18 protein-coding genes and 1 tRNA gene are annotated in these 22,450 nt (G+C 47.6%); 11 read left to right on the forward strand and 8 right to left on the reverse strand.

Going from position 1 to position 22,450, the window contains the following annotated elements; all coding sequences use genetic code 11:
* The coding region (locus tag P9L94_20315) for a transposase (protein MDP8246438.1) at nt 1–121 on the forward strand (121 nt) is incomplete at its 5' end.
* A gap of 129 nt (nt 122–250) precedes the next feature.
* Here the strand turns inward: P9L94_20315 and P9L94_20320 are convergent.
* The 3 genes from P9L94_20320 to P9L94_20330 all read right to left on the reverse strand — a co-directional run bounded on the left by P9L94_20320 (nt 251) and on the right by P9L94_20330 (nt 2,997).
* On the reverse strand, nt 251–1,786 hold the full coding sequence (locus tag P9L94_20320) for a DUF5906 domain-containing protein (protein ID MDP8246439.1): 1,536 nt from the start codon (nt 1,784–1,786) through the stop codon (nt 251–253).
* A gap of 7 nt (nt 1,787–1,793) precedes the next feature.
* Entirely contained in the window at nt 1,794–2,618 is an 825-nt protein-coding gene (locus tag P9L94_20325; GenBank protein MDP8246440.1) for a DUF3854 domain-containing protein, read from the reverse strand.
* Between the two features lie 103 nt (nt 2,619–2,721).
* Nucleotides 2,722–2,997 carry a hypothetical protein gene (locus tag P9L94_20330; GenBank protein ID MDP8246441.1) on the reverse strand — a complete coding sequence of 92 codons (276 nt, stop codon included), beginning with the start codon at nt 2,995–2,997 and terminating at the stop codon, nt 2,722–2,724.
* Between the two features lie 124 nt (nt 2,998–3,121).
* Here P9L94_20330 and P9L94_20335 point away from each other — a divergent pair, with 124 nt between their 5' ends.
* Nucleotides 3,122–3,808: a hypothetical protein gene (locus P9L94_20335; protein MDP8246442.1), complete on the forward strand. Its 687-nt coding sequence runs from the start codon at nt 3,122–3,124 to the stop codon at nt 3,806–3,808.
* A gap of 89 nt (nt 3,809–3,897) precedes the next feature.
* On the opposite strand, the gene P9L94_20340 is transcribed toward P9L94_20335, so the two are convergent.
* From P9L94_20340 to P9L94_20350, 3 genes are all read right to left on the reverse strand, one after another.
* Nucleotides 3,898–4,128 carry a helix-turn-helix domain-containing protein gene (locus P9L94_20340; GenBank protein MDP8246443.1) on the reverse strand — a complete coding sequence of 77 codons (231 nt, stop codon included), beginning with the start codon at nt 4,126–4,128 and terminating at the stop codon, nt 3,898–3,900.
* Nucleotides 4,129–4,313: 185 nt separating this feature from the next.
* Complete coding sequence (locus tag P9L94_20345; protein ID MDP8246444.1) at nt 4,314–5,351, reverse strand: site-specific integrase; 1,038 nt, start codon at nt 5,349–5,351, stop codon at nt 4,314–4,316.
* Nucleotides 5,352–5,527: 176 nt separating this feature from the next.
* Nucleotides 5,528–5,600: transfer RNA gene (locus P9L94_20350), tRNA-Gly, on the reverse strand.
* A 136-nt stretch (nt 5,601–5,736) separates the two neighbouring features.
* On the opposite strand from P9L94_20350, the gene P9L94_20355 reads away from it, so the two are divergent.
* The 7 genes from P9L94_20355 (at nt 5,737) to P9L94_20385 (ending at nt 18,776) form a co-directional block, all read left to right on the forward strand.
* Nucleotides 5,737–6,177, forward strand: a complete 441-nt coding sequence (locus P9L94_20355; GenBank protein ID MDP8246445.1) for a response regulator — start codon at nt 5,737–5,739, stop codon at nt 6,175–6,177.
* A gap of 17 nt (nt 6,178–6,194) precedes the next feature.
* On the forward strand, nt 6,195–7,463 hold the full coding sequence (locus tag P9L94_20360; GenBank protein MDP8246446.1) for a hypothetical protein: 1,269 nt from the start codon (nt 6,195–6,197) through the stop codon (nt 7,461–7,463).
* Nucleotides 7,464–7,483: 20 nt separating this feature from the next.
* Nucleotides 7,484–10,204: a hypothetical protein gene (locus tag P9L94_20365; GenBank protein MDP8246447.1), complete on the forward strand. Its 2,721-nt coding sequence runs from the start codon at nt 7,484–7,486 to the stop codon at nt 10,202–10,204.
* Nucleotides 10,205–10,547: 343 nt separating this feature from the next.
* The gene (locus P9L94_20370) at nt 10,548–12,020 is read left to right on the forward strand and encodes an alpha-L-fucosidase (protein ID MDP8246448.1); all 1,473 of its coding nucleotides are present in this window, start codon (nt 10,548–10,550) and stop codon (nt 12,018–12,020) included.
* A 226-nt stretch (nt 12,021–12,246) separates the two neighbouring features.
* On the forward strand, nt 12,247–13,749 hold the full coding sequence (locus tag P9L94_20375) for an alpha-L-fucosidase (GenBank protein MDP8246449.1): 1,503 nt from the start codon (nt 12,247–12,249) through the stop codon (nt 13,747–13,749).
* A gap of 437 nt (nt 13,750–14,186) precedes the next feature.
* Nucleotides 14,187–17,753, forward strand: a complete 3,567-nt coding sequence (gene nifJ / locus P9L94_20380) for a pyruvate:ferredoxin (flavodoxin) oxidoreductase (protein ID MDP8246450.1) — start codon at nt 14,187–14,189, stop codon at nt 17,751–17,753.
* A gap of 33 nt (nt 17,754–17,786) precedes the next feature.
* Entirely contained in the window at nt 17,787–18,776 is a 990-nt protein-coding gene (locus P9L94_20385) for a dihydroorotate dehydrogenase-like protein (GenBank protein MDP8246451.1), read from the forward strand.
* A 105-nt stretch (nt 18,777–18,881) separates the two neighbouring features.
* On the opposite strand, the gene P9L94_20390 is transcribed toward P9L94_20385, so the two are convergent.
* Nucleotides 18,882–19,163, reverse strand: coding sequence for a hypothetical protein (locus P9L94_20390; protein MDP8246452.1), 282 nt, complete (start codon nt 19,161–19,163; stop codon nt 18,882–18,884).
* 138 nt (nt 19,164–19,301) lie between these two features.
* On the reverse strand, nt 19,302–19,463 hold the full coding sequence (locus P9L94_20395) for a hypothetical protein (GenBank protein MDP8246453.1): 162 nt from the start codon (nt 19,461–19,463) through the stop codon (nt 19,302–19,304).
* A gap of 675 nt (nt 19,464–20,138) precedes the next feature.
* On the opposite strand from P9L94_20395, the gene P9L94_20400 reads away from it, so the two are divergent.
* The gene (locus tag P9L94_20400) at nt 20,139–20,957 is read left to right on the forward strand and encodes a HAMP domain-containing sensor histidine kinase (protein ID MDP8246454.1); all 819 of its coding nucleotides are present in this window, start codon (nt 20,139–20,141) and stop codon (nt 20,955–20,957) included.
* A 16-nt stretch (nt 20,958–20,973) separates the two neighbouring features.
* On the forward strand, nt 20,974–22,362 hold the full coding sequence (locus P9L94_20405; protein MDP8246455.1) for a sigma-54 dependent transcriptional regulator: 1,389 nt from the start codon (nt 20,974–20,976) through the stop codon (nt 22,360–22,362).
* Nucleotides 22,363–22,450: the final 88 nt, after the last annotated feature.

Genomic DNA, 22,450 nt, shown 5'->3' on the forward strand with positions numbered 1-22,450 from the left:
CGAAGGAACCAACAACAAAATCAAAACCATGAAACGCCAAGCCTATGGATTTCGAGATCAAGAATTCTTTAAACTCAAAATCATGGCCATCCATCAATGTAGGTACTCATTTACCGGATGAACCATATTTATTTTCATTCCAATTTTACCCTTACCACCCCTGACACCCTTGACTCCATACTGAAAACATTAGACTTACAGCGTCAGAGGTCGGTCTACAAAAACAACCAACCCCCGACACCCCTGACACTTAGATACCATCCCAAAAAATATCATTTTCATATTTTTCGTCATCAATGGATTCATCTTCATCATCGGTAAACAAAATAATTGGTTTTGCATCATCGTCTATTGGTGACCACTGAATTGTTGATCCAATGTATTGTTCAAACGACTGACGACACACGCTCAAATCTGGAAAGACATAATAAACGACTCGCTGTTTTTGATTGCCAAATCCATCCGTGTTGTAAACTGTCTTTCTGGTATCTCTTACCGCTGGAATGATCTTACTGATTTCTTTGGCAAATTGACCTTCCCAATTCCTGCGACGAACTCCAGCAATAGACGATGCTTCACAGTACGCTTGGTACAGATCGTGTTTTGCAATCTCGTTGTTCCATCCATCATGCGTATCCAGCCACTGTCCTTCCATCAAACGATCATAGACAAATCGATCTACTGCTTCCAAAGATTGAATTTTCTGTTCCAGTAATGCGTCCGTTTTTGGTATGGATCGAAGATTGAAGTTGGAGATGTCGTACGTTAATAGAAAATGCAAAAATGCTTCACTACCGCCATCATCGAGTTCCATTTTCAATTCTGCAAAATATCCGTTGTCTTGCTTTCGCTCTTCGCTTACTTGCAGCACAACAAACCGTCGATCATCAATGTTCGCTGGAACCACCCAGTCCTCATTTGACGCCATAATAATTCGCAATCGATTCGGCGTTGTAAATACATCGCGACCTTTTGGTTCAATCGCAATTTCTGGTTCAGTTATGAGCGCTTTAAGAGTATTTTCACCCTGCTTATCACCAGCCCAAAATGCTTCATCGGCAAACAGTACCAGTGTGTTGGCTAAATGGCTGTTAAAATTTCCGACTAAGTGCTTACTCTGCGATACCTGTTTATAGTGGACTCCAAACAATGATCCAAACGCATTAACGAAGAACCCTTTACCTGTACCTTGTCCACCCTGAAGAACCAATGCCGTTTCTGGTCGTTGCGCTGGATACTGTACTGCATGAGCCATCCAAGCAAGCACATACTGATAGAGTTCATCATTGCGATTACAGATGATATTGCGAATATGATTCAGATATTTTTCGCAAGTACCTTCAACAGGTTCAACTGCGAACCCTTTCCACAAATTATAGTGACATGGATTTGAATTCTCTGGATCAAACACCACTTTGTCATACGTACGTCTATCTCGATGTTCAAACCAGTATTTTGCCAGTGATACGGTTTTCGTTTTTTTTGCTGGCTTGATCTTTATCTTCTTATTTGCTTGATGGTCAATTAAATCTTGCTTACGAAGAAATTCTGGAACCATTGCAATCGACTTTCCGTCTTTCACTTCACGAATGATAACGCATCGTGAACCATAGAATGAAACCGCGTATTCTTCGTTGTATTTTTCGATTAAATCGTTTATTTCAGACTCAGTTAATACTTTATTTGATTTTGGCTGTAATTGGTTTAATGCTTCTTCGCTGCTGATTTCTTCAATGCTTGAATTATTTATGAGAGCGTCATCAATACCCTTATTTTTTTCTGGCATAATTTATTTACCATTTTTCTACGCGTATTGCGTAGCCTCTATTTTTCAATTCCGTTAACAGTTCATATAAACATCTTCCTACGTTTTTATTTGTGAAAGCGTCTTGATCGAACGCGACTTTCACGTTAGTAATCTTCATCGCTTTTAGTGTGGAAAATACCATTCGCCAATTGCTAACTCCTGGTACCGATATTGTTAATAAGCCAGATAACGCAGTAGCAATATCCGCTTTGAGTTCACCTTCAGTAATCCGTATTTCATTTCCAATTGGTTGATCAAAAAGTGGAATATGAATGTGACTACCGGATGATGCTCCACCATGATAACTGCTGGAGAGATAGCGGTATTTGCCGTAACCATCATCGTTATTAACGCGGACTTTTAATGCAATGATTCGCTGTTGCATATCTCGAACCGGAATCAACAAACCGGACGAACCAGCGATAGTCCAATAGGGTGAATAGTTACCATCTTTAATGAAAAACCCTGGTGTGGTTAGCAATTGGTCGTCGGCGAAATGGGTGGCGACCTGCTTGGCGATCTTCCAGCGATCTGAGTCTGGAAGAGTGCGATATTGGCGTTTTTGTATTTCATGTTCTGATAAACCTCTTTTGAGTAAATTTTCATGGTGCTCTGGTGATAGTTCCAGATAATGCAGCAAACTGCCATAAACGGCGTTTAACGTATCTTCATCGGCGCGTTGAATTGGTTTGATTGAAGTTGCTACTGGTTGTGGAATGGAATTGTTCTGTGGATGCAGCCAATATAATGACCCGTTGGCGTCAGTTTTCGCTATGGCGTTGATTCCGCCGCTTCTTCGGCATAAAACCATATTGCCGTCACTGGTCGTAGCGCACCACGAATCATGACCACAAATGGGACATGGATTTCTTCTGGAAGCGGGTATGTAGTTCATTGCATGTATTACGCGGTTTTTAGAATTTATCCGCAAATGGATCAGAAATGGCGGCAAATTCGTCTGCTGGTACATCGTCGATGTCCGTAAAGACAACTTCGTATTCATTTTCATTAAGCCAATAGTCGTAATCTTTATTGGTTTCCAGCTCGCGTGGATCAATCTTTTCCAGAGCATCAGTAAGCAAGTCACTGATGACCGAGCTGAAATTGGATCCCCGTTTTCCAGCGATAGATTCAATCGCTTGATAATCGGCTTCATTCATTTCGATTTCGAGTTTAAACTTTTGATTCATAAAACTATCTCCTTCGCGCATAGTTGCGCAGGTTTTTTAATTTATTGGCAGAAAATAAAATGAAGACAAATATGTTTTTTTAATATATTGTTATTTTTATACTTATGATGTAATATTATGTATTATGTGTAATGATACCGAAATAAAAGAAATCAGAATTTTCATCGATTTGATGACAGAATTGAACAAGGAGAATGACCCACTTACAATACAAACAGTGGTGGTCATGAAACTGGGTTTTTATACTGGTTTGAAGTTCAAGACGCTTGTTGGACTAAAGCCGTCTGACATAACGTTCAATCCTCGAAAAACGCCAATATTAATCGCTGGTTATGAAGTTGGAGCCGCTAAGAAAGCATTAAAGAAGTATCTCGCATGGTTGAGTTCAAACTCGCCTAATAGCACTCTTCTATTTCCTTCTCTGACGTATGAGAAGATAATTCAGCGTCAATTAAAAAAACATAAATATGATTACAAAGGAATCCAGATTCTTGGTAGAAAGCACTTCTACTATTCCCAAAGCAGAATAAATCTTTCAGAAGAAACTCTGTTTAACATGATCGCTGATCATTTTCAAATATCATTTGATTGGGCGTGTAGAACTCGGTTTCAACCACTTTCAATTACTAAATATAAACCACGAGAATCTCTGCTGGAGCAAGCAAAAGATGAAATCCGATGGACAAGAGAATGGTCTACGAAGCGTGAGCAGTATATAAAAAAATTGAAATCAATATACCGAAGAATGAAAAAAACTGATGACCGACAAGAAGTTGAAAGATTGGCTACTGCTGCTGGAATTGTGTTGTAAAAAATTCACTACCTGCTAAATACGAAAGAGCGCCGGAAAATGGCTCCGACGCTCTCTGACTTAACTTAACGATCTTATCTGTTATTGTATTATTCTACAGTATCGCCGAAATCAATCGTTCTAATTTCTGGTGTATGTGAATTTTTTTCAATAAACTCTTTAATTTTAACTGGGTCGAATCGAAGTCGACCGCCAATTTTTGTGTAAGGTATTTTTTCTTGATACCGCATATCGTAAACTGCTTTTGGATCGACCTTTAGAATCTTTGCTACTTCATCAACATCTAATAAATGCGACAATTCAACGACGGTTTTTTTCATGTTCTATAAGTTCCTTATTTAACCTTAGTTACCTCCTCTGATAGAATATTTTTTTTGGGGTGTTATAGAATCTTGTAACGCGACTTTTTAGGGGACCCGGATTTCCTACTTTAAGGTCTTTTTACCTCCAATCTGGTATATTATACCTCGTTCAATAAAAAATGGCGCAAAAAGTTGCATTTTTCTTAAAATTCCAAGCAATCAACAGCATTTTTTAAATGACCTGGAGCCAAATGGCTGTACAGTTTCGTCGTTTCCGTATTGCTGTGACCAAGCAGTTGAGCGACTGTATAGAGCGGAATCCCTTTCATCACCAAATTAGACGCAAACGTGTGTCTCAGCGTGTGTGCGGTCACTTTATCTTCCCCCGTCGTAGGTAGTCCCGATTGCTCAATTAATCGCTTAAAGCGCTTCTTTAAAGCGTCATAACTCAGATTCAGAACCATCTCGCTGGATGGATTGCTCTGCTGATAAGATTGCAGAAAATCATGCAGAGGTTGGTTCATGGGAATATCTCTTCTTTTCCGCGTCTTGGTTGTCCACCCTTCTCGCGGTGCAACAGTTATCAATTTGCTTGTGAAATCAATGTCTCTCCAGCGCAAAGCAACAATCTCTCCCGCTCTCATCCCAGTATTCAAAGCGATAGTCACAAAACAATGAATTTCACCAGACTGGTTTTGAGCGGTTGTAATCAATTGCTGGATTTCTTGTTGATTTAAAAAACGAAGTCGGCCTTCTGTCTCTGGCAGTTTGGCGACTTTAGGTATGGAGGAAGCCGGCAATATTTTCCAATCAACCGCCTTATTTAACATCACGAGTAAGACATGGTGAGTGTCTATGTTAACGGTTCTTGCTGATACATCTTTGAGACGTTCTCGTTGGTATTCTTCAATTTTCATTCCGGTGATTCGCTTGATGTCAGTATCTTTTCCAAAAAAGGGAATAATCTTGTTTTCCAGGATAAGCCGCTTGTTGTAAACCCACCGTTCCGCTTGAGTGGATGAAACGAATTCCAGATATTTTTCTTTCAGTGTTTCAAGTGTGATTTTCTTGCGCTTGGTGGGTAGCTGGTTCGCGTCTAGAGATAATTCAACGCGAAATCGCGAAAGTACATCTTGAGCGATCTTCTTCTTATCTGTCTTGGTTGAAAACCGTCTTCGTTTTCCGGCTGCATCGAAATAATCAACGTACCAAATTCTTCCACGTTTTACTAAACTTGCCATGAATTGCATCTCCTGATTTGCTTGTATTGATTACAGTGTACATGGAGATGAAATAAGTGTGTACACAATTTTGTACACAAAAAAATCACGAAACAGCCAGAAACGGTAAGTACAGGAGAGAATCTGAAAAGTGGTAAAAGTGTCGTAAATAGTTGGAAATTAAGAACTTTTAAGTAAGCGGGAGACGGGGTTCGAACCCGCGACCCTCAGCTTGGGAAGCTGATGCTCTACCAACTGAGCTACTCCCGCAAAGAGTACGGTTTGCTGCTTATCATTATTCGCCGTCGCCTTCCGCTGTCAAGCGATTGCTAAAACAATAATTCACGCGCCGCTCTCGCTTACAACCAGCAATTCGTTTCTCCGCAGTATTACGATATGATACAGTATGAACGTAACATCAACCGTGATCGCGAATTTAGATGCGCAAGTTCATTCACTGGTTGGAGGAACCATGCCAAAAACAGTATTAATTGTCGAAGACCACCAAGACAGCCGCGAACTGCTGGCGGATGCGTTGGAGTTTTCAGGCTACGCCGTGTTGCAAGCGAGCGACGGAGAAGAAGGCGAACGCATCGCGATTGAAAATGCGCCGGACGTGATTTTGCTTGATATTTCGTTACCGAAAAAATCGGGCTGGGACGTCGTTGAAGCGTTGCGTCTCTGCGACGCCACCAAAGAGACGCCCATCATCGCGCTCACCGCCCACGCCCGCGCCCAAGACGAGAGCAAGGCTATGCAGGTGGGCTGCAACCACTATTTGCCCAAACCCGTTAAACCCAAGCAAGTGCTGCAAACCATCCAGGCGCTCTTGGGAGAAGACGCCTAGCCGAAAAGCGACGCCTTATGCAACTCAAGCGGACTCATTCTACGTCTCAATCTGTCGCATCGTCCGCTTCGTCGCCTATCCAGACGCCGCGGTTGAAGGACGGGTCTGGTTCCGGTTCGGACAAACCGCGTACGCTGCAAGAAAAAAAAGCCGCGCTTAGAAAATATTTGGCTTCATTGGAGCCGGAAAAACGCAAGAAAGTCATCGCTGCGCTGGCGAAAAAACAAAAAGAAAAGCGTTCGCAAAAGCCAAAGCCCGACGCGGACGAAGCGCCCTCCACAACAAGCGATCCACTTGAGGATGCGCCAAGCGCCCCAACGCCGCCGCCGGGGCCTTCTCGAGCGAGGCCTGCCCGGTCGTCGCGTACGCCTTCCACCAAAATTCTGTCCAAGGTGCAGTATCGAAAAGCCAGTGGGATCATGCTCAAACGCCGTGTGATTCAGATTATGTGTTTGTTTTTCTTTCTTGCGCTTGGGGCCGGTTGGGTCGCTTTTATTGGTTACGACCAGTCGAGCGTCATGATTATTATGGATGCGTCAGCCAAAGGTCTCGGTGCGCTTGAGGACGATAAGTTTGATGAAGCGGCGTCCCACTTTCAAATTGTGTTAGACGTTTTTACTGAATACAACAAAACCAAAAACGCTTGGTGGCGTCGGCCTGATGTGCAGTTAGTTCCCCAACTGTTACGCGTTGCCATCGGTTGGCGCGTATTGGGCAAGACTGGCAACGCGGTCGAACTCTTTCATCAGACGGCCCTCTATTTGCCTGAGGGTTTGGAGTCGTGGCAGGGAGATGAGTTCAAAAAACAGTTCGAGGAACTTTTGAATCCTGATTATTGGTCGGAGCCTGACGCGGCGGAACTCTACACGCTTTTGGTCGCCGCCGATCCTGCGTCCTGGGGAGAAGCAGGCAATTATCTGGTCGAAAATACCGAACGGGTTGGGTTTTGGTTGGCTCCATTGTGGAGGCGTTATCAAGATGCGGAGATTATTGTCTATGGCAATCCGCGCAGCGTCAGCGACGGCAAAGACGGCGAGTTTGTCGTGGATGCGGAGATCATCTACAAGGCGGACCGCGAGCCCGGTTTGTTTTATTTTCAACCTGTGGAGGAAATGACTCCGATCGAACGCAAACGTCTCGACTGGTATCTTGCCTCAGAAGAAAAATGTATTTTATTTGGGACAATGGATGGTGACAAAGGCCGCTTGAATAGCATCGAAGGCGTTGTGATTAGCCGTCCCTCCACAGTCGATGAATTTAACGGAATTGTTGTATATTCAAACTAACTTGCGTTGGCGTTATTTGCATGAATGCTTCACTCCCTACCCAAAATTGGTTGCAAGATTCATACGCCCGCTTTCTGTCATCGGTGTGGTTTCCGTTGGCGTTTACGTTGTTTGTCTTTCTGTTCAAAGCGCCGTATATGGACCTGCCCGTCTATGACGACGGGGCGACATTTTATAACGGCTGGCGGATTCTCAACGGTGATTTTGGCGCGTTGAATTTTCAGTGGTCGCCGTTGTTGACGTTTCTCTGCGCGGCCATCCAGGTCGTTTTGCCGGAGCATCCCATCGAAGGATTTTTTCTGTTTCATGCGCTTGGGCATGTGTTCATCGCGCTCGGCGGATACGCCATGCTGCGCGTCTTGGACGTTGAGGAGCGCTATGCGGCGCCGCTGGCCGCGGCCTGGTGCGGATTTATTCACGCGATGGGCGTGATGATGGAGTTCCCGACGCTGCACTTATATCACACCGGCGTTCCTCTATTGGTCGGCGCTTATTTTCTTCAGAAAAAACCCGTGTCGCTTATGACGGGGCTGGGGTTATCGGCTCTGTTGTTTTTGTTGCGCAACGAGGCCGTGTTGGTGATGTTGATCTTGCTGGCGGCGGGCGCAATGCGGCGGCGCAGCATCGAGGCGCCGTTATGGAAACGAAACGTCGCGGCGTCATTGGTCGTTTGGATTGCGCTGGGGGCGTCGCTGTGGGCGATGAACCAAGATGCGCGCAACTGGCAGGCGGAGCGAATGCAGCAGGCGTTCCGGCAGAAGTTTTATGTGTATGCGCTTTCGACGGTGCAATTTGACGCGGTGTATCCAATGACGTATGAGGCCGAGTTTCGCGTGTTAGAAAACGCGTTCGGCGATGGCGCCGACGAATTGAGCGTACCGCAGTTGTTGCTTAGAAACCCCGGCGCTTTTTTGGGCTTCATGGGCATGAATGTTCAAATGGTTCTCAATGGCGAACTGGGCTACGACGACCATCACTGGTTGATTTCCTATTACATTTCGGTGCTATTTGTGTTGGGGTGTTTGGCGCTGGGGGCTGCCGCCGTCCGCCGCAGGCAATGGTGGATCGCTCTTTTATTGTTCACCGTTTTGTTGAAAGTCCCCTTATTATTGATTACGGTTCCGCGCGTACGGTATTTTGGCGACGCGCTGTTCATCGCGCTGTTTGCCGCCTGGCCGTTATTGAATGCGCGGCGCGGGGCGCGGTGGAGCGACGGCGTCGCCAGCGGATTGGTTTGCCTCGCGGCTTATTCATTTTTCTTTTTGCCCGCAATCAAGCCGCTGGGCGTTCGTCCCAATATGGATCGTGCGTTGTTTGTGCGATACGCCGACCCGTTTCTCGATTTTGAGAATAAAAGCATTGCCGAAAATTACCCGACGTTTTCTACTGCGTTTGGTTCGCGCGGGTTTCGCGAGTCGTTTCCGGCGGACGATTTCGTCTATCAATACGGCGACTTGCTGTATGGTCGCGATGGGCGGGTGTGCGATTACATACTGTTGGAAGACGGCTTGCCGGTGGTCGCGGGGATTGGCAAGTGGGGCAGCAGCCATACGCCGTTGCTATCGCAGGGGCGCTTTCACTTATATGCGCAATCCGAAGGCGGCGAGGCGGTGGAAATTCATAACGAGCAAGACCTCGCGGTGTGGACGACCGACGACTATCTCAGCGAAGATATCCTGGATGGCCGTCTCGATTTTGATGAATACCCGCACCCGGACGTCGCCGTAAAATGGGATTTGACACGCATGGCGATTGAAGATATCCGTTCGGTTTCAGACGTTCACCTTTATGTTGAAATCAACGGCGGCGACGAAATGCAGCCGCTGGGCGCTCCCTATCAAGTGCAGGCGCCGTTTTTTGAATGGACTGCGAACTCGCCGCTTGTGAATCCTGCGATGCAATCCGGCCCGGCGTTTGGCGCGGCTTATCGGTTTGGCGTCTTTGTTCGTCTCGCGGGGCAGGAACATTTCCGCCCGCCTTGGATGACCTCGGAGCCGGTGCGTTTTCAATCGTTCCTTACCGTCCATGATTCAATCGACAGCCGCATCGACCTCAGCGACGGATTCGATGTAGACGATGAAGACGCGAGGAACCTGGTCATTCGCTGGAACCTGCCGCCGGACGTGCTCCAATCCTATCAGATTATTGATTTTCATGTGTATGTTCGCAGTCGCGGGGCCGAAGCCATCCAGTATCTGGGGCAGACCATGAGCGGCGACGTCTTTCATTTAGAATGGAAGCCCGGCAATCCGGGCATCGCGCCCGACTTTCGCAATGGTCCCCAATTCGGCAATGAATATGAATTTCTGGTGTACATCATTCCAGAGGAACGCATGAAGACGCCCAAGGCGCCCTATCGAACCTTCGGGCCGGTGCGGTATTTCAATACGGCGCAAGCAGGCGAGTCATTGCCGACGGTGACGGCGCAAGCAAACAAAGATGGAGTCGCCGTGCGCTGGCAATATGATGACGCGTGGTTGAGCGAGCATCCGGTCAATGGGTTTGATGTGTATGTCCATCAAAAAGGCAGCGAGGATGTGCTATTTTTGGGGCGCAGCGGCGTAGAGAACCCCGGCGCGTTGCAATGGAGAAAAGATAATCCATCACTTGCAGAGCGGTTTCAAACACGCCAGCCTTCTTATGGCGAGTATGAGTTTGCTGTTTACCCGCTGATGAATACCATGAGCGGGATGGTCGGCCCCGCATACAGTCCGTTTATACAATTGCCATCCAATTGGTAGATGTTCCATTGAGATGCTTTCTTTTAAAAGGTTCATCCGGCAAGTGAGCGCCTGGACTGTTAGATGCCTTAATTTTGATTACGGAAACGTATTCCGCCCTATCAAAAATTGACAAACCAATTCAGGCATGGGTGCAACTCTGTAAGCGCCTGTGCATAAGGGCCTGAAAGCCCGCACTGAAGCGAGCAGAGTTGTACCCATGCCACGCGCAGCGAAAGATCAAGTATTTAGGAGATGGCTTCTAGAAATCTCAATTCAGTATCCAATTTACGGAAGAACCTTTTATAAAGTGTATCAATGCTGAGGGAAATAAGTTATAAATAACGCACAGAGAAGGCCTGGTATGAAATTATCTTTTACCATCACAACAGCCATTACCGTTTTATTTTTCTCACTCAATGCTTATAGCCAAACGTTTGAACCTACCTGGGATTCTCTTAAACAATATGAGACGCCCGAATGGAATATAGACGCGAAATTTGGCATTTTCATTCATTGGGGAGCCTATGCCGTTCCTGCGCATGGAAGTGAATGGTATCCCCGCAATATGTACCGCCCGGAAGATAAAATTTTTTCTTACCATAAAGAAGCGTGGGGAGACCAGTCTAAGTTTGGCTATAAAGATTTTATCCCCATGTTTGAAGCCGAAAAATGGAACCCTGACGAATGGGCTGAGTTGTTCCAAAAATCAGGCGCAAAATATGTTGTCCCTGTTGCTGAACATCATGATGGGTTTGCGCTGTATGGCTCAAGCCATACCAACTGGAATTCGGTGAACATGGGCCCCAAACGGGATATATGCGGTGATCTTGCGAAAGCGGTCCGCAAGCGTGGAATGAAATTCGGCGTTTCATCTCACTACGCTTGGAACTGGCGTTATTACAATATCCAGGATTCATTTGATAATTCCAACCCGGAATTCGAAGCGCTGTATGGAAAACGCCATGAGCCGGATGCGCCTGCGAGTGAGGAGTTTATTGCACACTGGCATGCGCGAACACAGGAATTGATCGATCAATATCAACCGGACTTGCTTTGGTTTGATTTTGGTTTCTGCTATCCAGAATTTGAACAAGACCGGAAAGAAATTGCGGCGTATTACTACAACAAAGGAATTGAGTGGAACAAAGGCGTCGCGCTGAATTATAAGCGATGGACGAAACCGCAAGAGGGCGTGACTCAAGTCGCTTTTCCCGACGGCGCCGGGACGCTCGATCTCGAGCGGGAAAAATCGCCCCGGATACGAGAATTTTTTTGGCAAACCGATACATCAATCAGTAAAAAATCTTGGGGCTATATTGAGAATGATGAATTTAAATCTCCCAACCTGCTGGTTGACGACCTGATTGATATTGTTAGTAAAAACGGTTGCATGCTCTTAAACATCGGCCCCCGCGCAGATGGCGTGATTCCTCAAGAGGCGCAACAGGTGCTCTTATCAATTGGCAAGTGGTTAAAGTTGAATGGTGAAGCCATTTACTCTACCCGCCCGTGGAAGGTCTACGGCGAAGGCCCGACGGGCGTCGCAGAGGGGCATCTTTCTGAAAACAAAAACAAGCCCTTCACATCAGAAGACATTCGTTTTACTCAGCGTGATGACGTTCTTTACGCCATTGCCTTAGAGTGGCCTGAGGATGGAACATTAAAGATCAAGAGTTTAAAAAAGAACAACACGTTAAGTGGAGAGATCAAATCAATCAAAATGATTGGCTCGAATGAACGCCTTCAATGGGTCCAAGACGAAGGCTCGCTTTCAGTTCAGTTTCCACAAACAAAGCCTTGTGAGTTTGCGTTTGTGTTAAAAATCGAACGTTGATACGGGTTGCGGCGTTTCAACCAAAACCCGATCACATTCACACGGTGCTCTAACCCGGCGGAGCCGCAGTGTCGATCTATAAATCAACCATACTAACTGAAATCAGAGTTAGCAAGAGAAAAAGAAGACGTCGGCGATACGGATGAGCGCTACCCTGAATTGGCAAAGTTAGCGAAAGATTCTTAATAAAAATTGCAGATATAAACGCACACATAGGATAAGCAAAATGAAGAATACGATGATGGCCATTGTGGTGATATTTTGGGTGTTTATCGCTCTGTCTAATGCAAAATACATCCAATGCCAGGAGGAAGAGCGCTATAACTCGACTTGGCATTCAGTGGTGCAACATCAAGACCCCGAGTGGTTTCGCGATGCGAAATTCGGCATTTATTGCCATTGGGGCCCCTATTCGGTCCCCGCCTATGAAACCGAGTGGTATTCACACTCTATGTATGTGAGCGGTCATAAGATTCGCAAACATCATGTCGAAACTTATGGGCCGTTATCTGAATTTGGCTACAAAGATTTCATCCCAATGTTTAAAGCCGAAAAGTGGAACCCCGATGAATGGGCGCATTTGTTCAAACAGGCGGGCGCGCGCTTCGCGGGAATGGTGGTCGAACACGCTGACGGATTTGCGATGTGGGACAGCGAATTGACATCCTGGGACGCAAAAGACATGGGGCCTGAAAGAGACTTGGTCGGTGATTTAGAAAAAGCGATCAAACAATCGGGGTTAAAATTTATCGCGACGTATCACCGCCAATGGCTTTATGGCTGGTACCCGACATTAGATCCAAGCACGGATGCTTCGCTTCCTGAATATGCTGGCTTATATGGAGCGCCTCTCCCGATATCCGCATTTGTCGGCTCCCGTACTTTCCCCGAACCACTGCCGGATGCAACATTCTCGAAAGAATGGTTGGAGCGCATCCAGGAAGTAGTTGACAAATATGAGCCGGACCTTGTTTGGTTTGATAACAAGCTTGATATTCTCCACGAAAAATACCGCCTCGATTTTTTGAGCCATTACTACAACAAAGGCTTAGAGTGGAAAAAAGACGTTGCCGTAACCTACAAACACGAGGAATTTTACCCCGGGGCGGGGATACTCGACCTGGAGCGCTCGCGGATGAGTGAGGCGAGAGAGTTCCCCTGGTTGACCGACGATTCGGTGGATTGGAAATCATGGGGCTATATATCGAATCCCGAATACAAAACAGCCAACCGCTTGATTGACGCTCTGGTGGATATTGTCAGTAAAAACGGGTGCCTTCTACTCAATATTCCACCCAAGCCGGATGGAGAAATCCCGTTGGCTGTAAGGGAACTATTGTTGAAAATCGGGCAGTGGCTAGAGGTCAACGGCGAAGCGATTTACGAAACAAGGCCTTGGGAAGTGTATGGCGAAGGGCCTTCGAGAGTGGTTGAAGGACACTTGAGCGAAAGACAAAACTCTGACGCTACGTATGAAGATATTCGCTTTACTCGCAGCAAAGACAATAAGGCTCTGTATGTGTTTCTTTTGGGTTGGCCCGGCGCAGGAGAAACGGTAACGGTTCAATCGTTGACCGCAGGCAGCCAATCGCCAAATATACAATCTCTTGAAATGTTAGGAGTTGATGGCTCGATTGACTGGAGCCTGACGGACAAAGGCCTTTCGATTCGGATGCCGGAGAAGCCTCCTTTTGTCGAGTCGGTATGCTTTAAGTTGACGCTTCAATGAGTCCCCGTTTGCGACGCAAGCATTGTTGCCGACTCACAACGCGACTTTTGTCGGAAGGGCTTTCAGTCAAACATTCGTGCAGTTTCTTGTCGAGCAATAAGTATATTTTTTTTATGTATTAAGTAAACTTTTTGATTTCTTTAACCCGAAAACTCATCATTATTATCAGATTTATCTCAAAATAGGTGCAATGTAAGTTCTTGTTTGGGAAGCAATAACATGGCTTAATAAATGATTTGTTTTATCTATTATATTAACATTAATAATTAACAAAGAGATGCTTATATTTAGTTTAAATTCCGTGAAAATGGTAGCTGCCATCTTGCAAAACGATAAAAAAATAAGTATGTTAGTTATGTTGTAAGGTTATTCTCATCTGAGAGAAACATCTTTCAGAGAGAGTTTCATCATCACGAATCAGCAACGGGAGGTACTCCATGGCACGCCGAATGGTAACCCTGGACGGCAACCAAGCTGCAGCACATGTAGCGCACAAGACTAACGAAGTTTGCGCTATTTACCCAATCACTCCGTCATCCCCGATGGGTGAATTTTCCGATCAATGGTCATCTGAAGGCAAGACGAATATTTGGGGCGTTGTTCCTGACGTCGTCGCATTGCAAAGCGAAGGCGGCGCTTCCGGCTCCGTACACGGCGCATTGCAAGCAGGCGCATTGACCACAACCTTTACGGCATCACAAGGGTTGTTGTTGATGATCCCCAACATGTTTAAGATTGCCGGCGAATTGACCTCAACCGTCTTTCACGTCACGGCGCGTTCAGTCGCGTGCCAGGCGTTGTCGATTTTCGGCGACCATAGCGACGTGATGGCGACTCGGACTACGGGCTTCGCTTTGTTGGCGTCCAACTCAATTCAAGAAATAATGGACTTCGCCCTGATCTCACAAGCGGCGTCGTTAGAATCACGCATTCCGTTTGTTCACTTCTTCGACGGCTTCCGCAGCTCGCACGAAGTGATGAAGGTCGAAGAACTGACAGTCGATGACATGAAAGCGATGATCTGCGATGATCTGGTTCGCGCACACCGCGACCGCGCGTTGTCGCCTGACCACCCTGTTATTCGCGGGACGGCGCAAAACCCCGACGTATATTTCCAAGGCCGTGAAACCGTCAACACGTTTTATAACGTCTGCCCGGATATCGTCCAGAAACAAATGGACAAGTTCGCGGAACTAACGGGACGCCAATATAATTTGTTTGACTACGTTGGCGCGCCCGACGCGGAAAACGTCATCATGCTGATGGGTTCCGGCGCTGAAGCCGCCCATGAGATGGTCGAACACATGAACGCCAACGGCGAAAAAGTCGGCGTGTTGAAAGTGCGTTTGTACCGTCCGTTTTCAATGAAGCACTTTGTTAACGCCTTGCCAAAGTCGGTGAAAAACATCGCCGTCTTAGACCGCACCAAAGAACCCGGCGCGGGCGGCGAGCCGCTTTATCTCGACGTGGTCAACGCGTTGTATGAAGCCGTCAACGATGGCGTCGCGCCGTTTAGCGCGATTCCAAAAGTGATCTGCGGCCGCTACGGCCTGTCGTCGAAAGAATTCACCCCGGCGATGATTAAAGCCGTGTTTGAAAACTTGGCTTCCGCGAAACCGAAAAACCACTTCACCATCGGTATCATTGATGACGTGACTCACACCAGTTTGGACTTCGATCCGACCTTCTCAATTGAGTCGAACGAAGTGGTGCGCGGCATGTTCTACGGTCTGGGTTCAGACGGTACCGTCGGCGCCAACAAAAACTCGATTAAAATCATTGGCGAGGGAACCGACAACTACGCGCAAGGCTACTTTGTTTATGACTCCAAAAAGGCCGGTTCGGTTACGGTGTCTCACTTGCGCTTTGGCTCCAAACCGATCCGTTCCACCTATCTCATCAATTCCGCCAACTTCATCGGCTGCCATCAGTTCGTTTTCCTTGAGAAATACGACGTGTTGGCCTCTGCTGCCGAGGGCGCGGTGTTCTTACTCAACAGTTCGTACGGCGCGGATGAAGTATGGGACAAAATCCCTCGCCGCGTACAAGACCACATCGTTAACAAAAAACTGAAATTCTACGTCATCGACGCTTACAAAGTAGCGCGTGAAAGCAGGATGGGCGTTCGCATCAACACCATCATGCAGACCTGCTTCTTTAAAATTTCCGGCGTCTTGCCGCCAGATGAAGCCATCCAGGCGATTAAAGACGCGATCCAAAAATCGTACGGCGCTAAGGGCGAAGAAATCGTCAAGATGAACAACAACGCCGTCGACCATTCAGTCAGCAATCTGTATGAAGTAAAGGTTCCGGCGACAGCAACCGGCACGATTGCGATTCCGCCAGTGGTATCGCCAGACGCGCCGAAGTTCGTGCAAGAAGTCATTGCACCGATTATCGCAGGCAAGGGCGACGAAGTTCCCGTTAGCCTGATGCCGGTCGACGGCACCTTCCCGCTCAGCACCACCCGCTGGGAAAAACGCAACATCGCGTTAGAAATTCCCGTGTGGGATGAAGCGGTGTGCATCCAATGCGCAAAGTGCTCGATGGCCTGTCCTCATGCGGCGATCCGCGTGAAGATTTACGACGGCGCCAGCGTTAACGGCAAACCGCCAACCTTTAAGATGGATGACGCGCGCGGCAAAGAATTTGAAGGCATGAAATTCACCCTTCAAGTCGCGCCCGAAGATTGCACCGGGTGCGGCGCTTGCGTCCACATCTGCCCGGCGAAAAACAAACAAGAGCCGTCGAAAAAAGCGATCAATATGGTAGACCAAGTTCCGCTTCGCGAAAGTGAACGCGAAAATTGGGATTACTTCCTCGGCTTGCCTGACATTGATCGCACTAAATTGAAACTGAATACCATCAAAGGCTCGCAATTGTGCGAACCGCTGTTTGAATTCTCCGGCGCCTGCTCGGGCTGCGGCGAGACGCCTTACGTCTTGCTGATGACCCAGCTGTTCGGCGACCGGGCGCTCGTCGCGAATGCAACGGGTTGCTCGTCAATCTACGGCGGAAATTTGCCGACCACCCCGTATGCGGCCAACAAAGACGGGCGCGGCCCGGCCTGGTCAAACTCGCTGTTTGAAGATAACGCCGAGTTTGGCTTTGGGTATCGTCTCGCGATTGACCAAAACAACCGTTTCGCCAAAGTGCTCTTAGAGCGCTTGGCCCCGCAAATCGGCGACCAACTTGTGCAAGAGATTCTCAACGCTGACCAAAGCGATGAGGCCGGTCTCGCTGCGCAACGCGACCGCGTAGCCGCTTTGAAAAGTAAACTGGGCGGCGGCGATTCAAACGACGCCAAACATTTGCTCAACATTGCTGACTATCTCGTGAAGAAAAGCGTGTGGATCGTCGGCGGCGACGGTTGGGCGTATGACATCGGCTACGGCGGGCTCGATCACGTTCTCGCCTCAGGCCGCAACGTCAACGTCCTGGTTTTGGATACCGAAGTCTACTCCAACACCGGCGGTCAGATGTCGAAAGCAACGCCGATGGGCGCAGTCGCAAAATTTGCGGCGGCGGGCCGTCCGATGGGCAAAAAAGACATGGGCATGATCGCCATGTCTTACGGCAACATTTATGTCGCTCATGTGGCCATGGGCGCCAACGACCTGCAAACCGTCAAAGCGTTTATCGAAGCCGAAGCCTATGACGGACCGTCATTGATTCTCGCTTACAGCCACTGCATCGCGCACGGTATCAATATGCGTACCGGCAACGATACGCAAAAGCAGGCGGTTGATAGCGGTCACTGGCCGTTATATCGCTACAATCCTGACCTGATCAAGGAAAACAAGAATCCGCTGCAATTGGATTCACGCGATCCGAAGATTTCCTTCCAGGATTTCGCATACAACCAAACGCGCTTCAAAATGCTCACCAAGAGCAAACCCGAACGCGCGCGCGAATTGCTCAAAAAAGCGCAGGAAGATGTGACCAGCCGTTGGAGCCTCTATCGGCAAATGGCTGACATGAAATACGGACAGTCAGACGAGTAAACATCGAGGCGATACAACGAAAGGAACGGCGTCATGGATTTGTCAACGACATATATGGGACTCCAACTCAAGAACCCGATCGTGCCCTCCAGCTCGCCCTTGTCGCGTGAAATCGACACCGTCAAGCGAATGGAAGACGCAGGCGCATCAGCAATTGTGTTATGGTCTTTGTTCGAAGAACAACTGCAATTCGAATCACAGGAGTTGTCCCACTTTTTAGATTACGGGACCGAAAGTTTCGGCGAAGCGCTTAGCTACTTCCCCGAAGCGGAAGATTACAACGTCGGCCCCGACGGTTATCTGGAGCACATCCAGAAACTGAAACAAACCGTCGATATCCCCATCATCGGAAGCCTCAACGGCGTCTCGACCGGCGGGTGGATCGACTATGCCAAAAAGTTAGAAGAAGCGGGCTGCGATGCGATGGAACTCAACGTCTATTACATCCCGACCAAAACCGACCTGAACGGCGCGAGCGTTGAAGATATTTATCTCGACGTGCTCAAAGCGGTCAAGTCGGCGGTCAAGATTCCCGTTGCGATGAAGCTCAGCCCCTATTTCACCTCAATGGCGAATATGGCCAATCAATTGTCGGATGCGGGCGCGGATGCGCTGGTCATGTTCAACCGCTTCTATCAGCCTGATATCGACATCGACACGCTTGAAGTCAAGCCGAACCTGCTGCTCAGTACGCCGCAGGAAATGCGCTTGCCATTGCGTTGGATCGCGCTGCTATACGGTCGAGTCGCCATTGATATGGCGGCTACCACCGGAATTCACACCGCGCAAGACGTGATTAAGTCGATGATGTCCGGCGCAAAAGTGGCGATGATGTGTTCGGCGCTGCTGCGTTACGGCGTTGACCATATTGGCAAGGTGCTCGATGAAACCAAACTCTGGATGGAAGAACACGAATATGATTCCATCAAACTCATGCAAGGCAGCATGAGCCAGAAAGCCTGCCCCGAACCGGCGGCCTTCGAGCGCGCAAACTATATGAAGACGCTGCAAAGTTACGTATAACCTGAATGGGACTGTTGTCCCACGGGTTGGTCAGCGGAACAATCAATAATAAACGCCGGTTGGGTTTTCCCGACCGGCGTTTTTGTTGTCTGTATCAGCGAGTCATTACGGTTGCTTTCGCAACACAATTTTAATTGAAATATATGGGAGTAAAAAGAAGAGCATGACGGCCATTTTCCAAAACATCAGCCCCATATACATCATGATGTCAAATTGCTGGCGGCTGAAAGATCCAAACTGAGAATGAATCGAATAGGCGAAATCCATAAATCCAATCAAGATGAACCCGAACCAAATCAGCAAAATTCCGAATCCAATTACTGTACACCAAAATAAGACGCTGGCGGTGAGTTGTAATGCGGCTTTTGAGTCTTCTGTTACGCTCATGGCTTTCCCCTTTGCCGTGTTTTTCTTGACCATAAATGATGCTTTAGAGAATGTGAATGGGAATGATGGGGAGGCGGGGTAAAATAAATCGGGGCCTCTCAAATGTAGGCCCCGGCAGGAAAGTCAAAAAAACGCGCGTTAAATCGAGACGTAAAAGAAAACGAAGGCGTAAAATAGCGCTGTGATAATCGCGGCGTACATCAAGGGTTTTTTGTGAAAATCCCACCCGTAGGCTTCGTATTGGTTGTCGTCAATTGACTGTTTGTCTACCTGTGAATTCTCATCAATATGTTCGTTCATCAGACACTCCTGCCATCGGTTTTGCAGCATAATTCAGTATATGCTTGATTCTAAGAAATACGTATGGCTGAAACAAAAGTGGCGATAAAAAACACTTATTCGTCATCTTTCTTTCAATGTTAAACTATTTTGCAATTAAAGGTGTAATTTATTTACACCTTCTGCTTACTTCATCCTATTGGTCTATAGAATTGGATAACAAATGGTTCAAATGTTTCCACTCTGCGCGATTCGTTCCATATAAGAATCTAACTCTCAAATTCTCTTGAGTTTATGTCTGAGGGCTTTAGTGCGTTTCGATTGTGGAAGTATTGGGATGGAAGGAACGTTCCGAGTTTAAGTTTAGAAAATTTAACGAAATATTATCATCAATACAAAAATTTTGATGAAGTGTGGTATAAACGTTCCAGTAAAATGCAATTTTCTATTGCCAAAGCAATTTTTTTCCCTTAAAGTATTGATTGTACGTAACCTTTGGGTTTCGATCGAAAATAAAAGAGCTTTTCTTCAATTTTACTCGTCTTGTATATTAAACAAGATTAGCAGAGTTTCTTTTTGGTCGAAATGATAAAAAAAAGTTGCATGTAGTAATAACCATTTTGTTATTTAATTTTGCCCTGATTGAATTTAAGCGTGAGAGATCATGGGGATTCTTCCTCCCTGGAGATGATGAGTATGGAAAACGCGATTAAGCGCGTAGAAATGTCTCAATCTACGGATGCTTCAAACGGGCAGCACTTTGAAATTCATGCGCAAACGTTGGCGCAAATGGAAAAACTCGCGGCGATTGGTCAACTGTCGTCAAGCGTAGCGCATGAAATGCGCAACTTGCTTGGCGTGATCCGCAACGCTGCGTTTAACATAGACCGGGCCTTGCCTGATTGCGACCCCTCCTTACAGCGAAACCTCGATATGATTAATCGAAGCGTAGGGCGGGCGAGACAGTTTATTGATAACCTTCTTAACTTGTCGAGAATGCCAGCGGGCGCTGAAGAAGTGATCGACATCGGCGCCGCTGTGGGTGAATTGTTGGTGTTGTTTTATAAAGAAATGGAATGGCGCAACATTGAACTGGTTCGTCATTACGAAACGCTTTGCATCTTTCATATCGACCGCAACCGCTTGCAAGAATGCATCCTCAATTTAGTCATCAACGCGATCCAAAGTATGGACCACGACGGCATTCTGACCGTCCGGGTTGAGCCTTGGCGTAAAGGCGTACGCATTCAGATCGAAGATACAGGCTGCGGCATCGCTCCCGAGATGTTGTCGGATATTTTTAACCGCTTCTTTACCACCAAGGCCAACGGCGAAGGCACCGGACTGGGGCTGACCATTTCAAAAACGCTTGCCCATGAAATGGGTGGCGAGATTCATGTCGAAAGTACGATTGGCGAAGGCAGCGTGTTTACCATTTTGCTGCCGCTGCTTTCCGCCGCCAGTCATGCGGGGCCTGAACCCATCAAGGCGCCGTCTTTGGTTAAAGTGAAATAATGGAGCGCAACCCCGGATGAACACGGCTACGTTAAATTCTTCTCTTCGCGTCTTGGTTGTCGATGACGAGCCAGACATGGTGACAACGCTCACCCAATTGCTGCAACAAGATGGGTGCAGCGTTGATACGGCTTGCAGTGCGCAGGAAGCATTGACCTTTCTCGACACGCAAGGCTATGACTTGGTATTGAGTGATTTGTCTATGCCGGGCATGGATGGCGTTGAACTCCTGCGTGAAGTCAAAACCCGCAACGCCGCCGCCGAGGTGGTGATTATTACCGGGTATGGAACCATCCACAGCGCCGTCGAAGCCATGCGGGTGGGCGCGTTTAATTATTTAATCAAACCAGTCGAACCGGAAGAAATTTTGGCCGCCGCTGAACGCGTACGTCGCCGTCTTTTCGTTGAACCCAGCGAAGGCGTGAGCGCAAGCGATGGGTTCCGTTTTCATAAATTGATTGGTCGTTCGCCGCGCATGCGCAAAATTTTTTCGCTGATTCCAAAAGTCGCGCGGATGCACGGGTCGGTGTTGATTCAGGGCGAAAGCGGCGCGGGTAAAGAACTGGTCGCGCAGGCGATTCATGTTTGCAGTCCGCGTTCTAAAAAACGGTTTGTGCCCATCGACTGCGGTGCGCTGACGGAGACGCTGCTCGAAAGCGAATTGTTTGGACACAAGCAAGGTTCGTTTACCGGTTCGACGTCTGATCGCGTGGGCATGATCGAGTCGGCGCACGGCGGTACATTGCTGTTGGATGAAATCGGCAACTCGACCGCGCATTTGCAGTCGCGTTTATTACGCGTCATCGAAGAAAAAATGGTGCGTCGTATTGGCGAGAACAGTTCGATCTCCGTCGATGTTCGCATTTTGGCCGCATCGAACATTGACCTGTGTGATATGGTCGAGAAGGGAAACTTTCGCGAAGATTTATATTACCGCCTCTGCGGATTTGTGATCGACATCCCGCCGTTGCGCGAACGCAAAGAAGACATCCCGTTGTTGGTGCAGCACTTTATCGAAACCAACGCTGAACTGTATGACAAAATTCCGACGGCGTTCAGTGCGGAAGCGATGGACGCGTTAATGCAATATCAATGGCCCGGCAATGTACGCGAACTGCGCGTGGTGGTTGATCGCGCGGTCGCGTTGGCGGAGGGGCCGATTATAGATAAGAAGGATTTGATTTTTAGTCGTTCGTTTCGTACCAGCGCCCCTCCGGCGAGCGGCATGAATGACTTCGCGCCTGTAATTGAAACGCCGTTCTATGACGCGGTGGAAACCTATGAACGGCGCTATCTGGAAGAACTGTTAGAACGAACCAACGGCAATATCTCGCAGGCTTCGCAACTATCAGGCGCCAGCCGAAAAACGATTCGTGAAAAAGGCCGCAAGTTTGGGTTGCTCTAACCGGGGCGGTCGTTCATCAAAAAAAGCCAACAAAAAAACAGGGACGCTGCAATCGGCGCCCCTGTTCTTGTTTCGTATGGTTTTGCTG

Origin of the sequence: Candidatus Hinthialibacter antarcticus, from assembly GCA_030765645.1 — a bacterium.
GTDB lineage: Bacteria > Hinthialibacterota > Hinthialibacteria > Hinthialibacterales > Hinthialibacteraceae > Hinthialibacter > Hinthialibacter antarcticus.

Coding starts and splice junctions, on each gene's coding strand:
- P9L94_20345 (MDP8246444.1), bottom strand. CDS start 5,351: ATGGCAAGTTTAGTAAAACGTGGAAGAATTTGGTACGTTGATTATTTC.
- P9L94_20395 (MDP8246453.1), bottom strand. CDS start 19,463: ATGAACGAACATATTGATGAGAATTCACAGGTAGACAAACAGTCAATT.
- P9L94_20405 (MDP8246455.1), top strand. CDS start 20,974: ATGAACACGGCTACGTTAAATTCTTCTCTTCGCGTCTTGGTTGTCGAT.
- P9L94_20370 (MDP8246448.1), top strand. CDS start 10,548: ATGAAATTATCTTTTACCATCACAACAGCCATTACCGTTTTATTTTTC.
- P9L94_20330 (MDP8246441.1), bottom strand. CDS start 2,997: ATGAATCAAAAGTTTAAACTCGAAATCGAAATGAATGAAGCCGATTAT.
- P9L94_20390 (MDP8246452.1), bottom strand. CDS start 19,163: ATGAGCGTAACAGAAGACTCAAAAGCCGCATTACAACTCACCGCCAGC.
- P9L94_20320 (MDP8246439.1), bottom strand. CDS start 1,786: ATGCCAGAAAAAAATAAGGGTATTGATGACGCTCTCATAAATAATTCA.
- P9L94_20385 (MDP8246451.1), top strand. CDS start 17,787: ATGGATTTGTCAACGACATATATGGGACTCCAACTCAAGAACCCGATC.
- P9L94_20340 (MDP8246443.1), bottom strand. CDS start 4,128: ATGAAAAAAACCGTCGTTGAATTGTCGCATTTATTAGATGTTGATGAA.
- P9L94_20355 (MDP8246445.1), top strand. CDS start 5,737: ATGAACGTAACATCAACCGTGATCGCGAATTTAGATGCGCAAGTTCAT.
- P9L94_20335 (MDP8246442.1), top strand. CDS start 3,122: ATGTGTAATGATACCGAAATAAAAGAAATCAGAATTTTCATCGATTTG.
- P9L94_20375 (MDP8246449.1), top strand. CDS start 12,247: ATGAAGAATACGATGATGGCCATTGTGGTGATATTTTGGGTGTTTATC.
- P9L94_20360 (MDP8246446.1), top strand. CDS start 6,195: ATGCAACTCAAGCGGACTCATTCTACGTCTCAATCTGTCGCATCGTCC.
- nifJ (MDP8246450.1), top strand. CDS start 14,187: ATGGCACGCCGAATGGTAACCCTGGACGGCAACCAAGCTGCAGCACAT.
- P9L94_20400 (MDP8246454.1), top strand. CDS start 20,139: ATGGAAAACGCGATTAAGCGCGTAGAAATGTCTCAATCTACGGATGCT.
- P9L94_20365 (MDP8246447.1), top strand. CDS start 7,484: ATGAATGCTTCACTCCCTACCCAAAATTGGTTGCAAGATTCATACGCC.
- P9L94_20325 (MDP8246440.1), bottom strand. CDS start 2,618: ATGGTTTTATGCCGAAGAAGCGGCGGAATCAACGCCATAGCGAAAACT.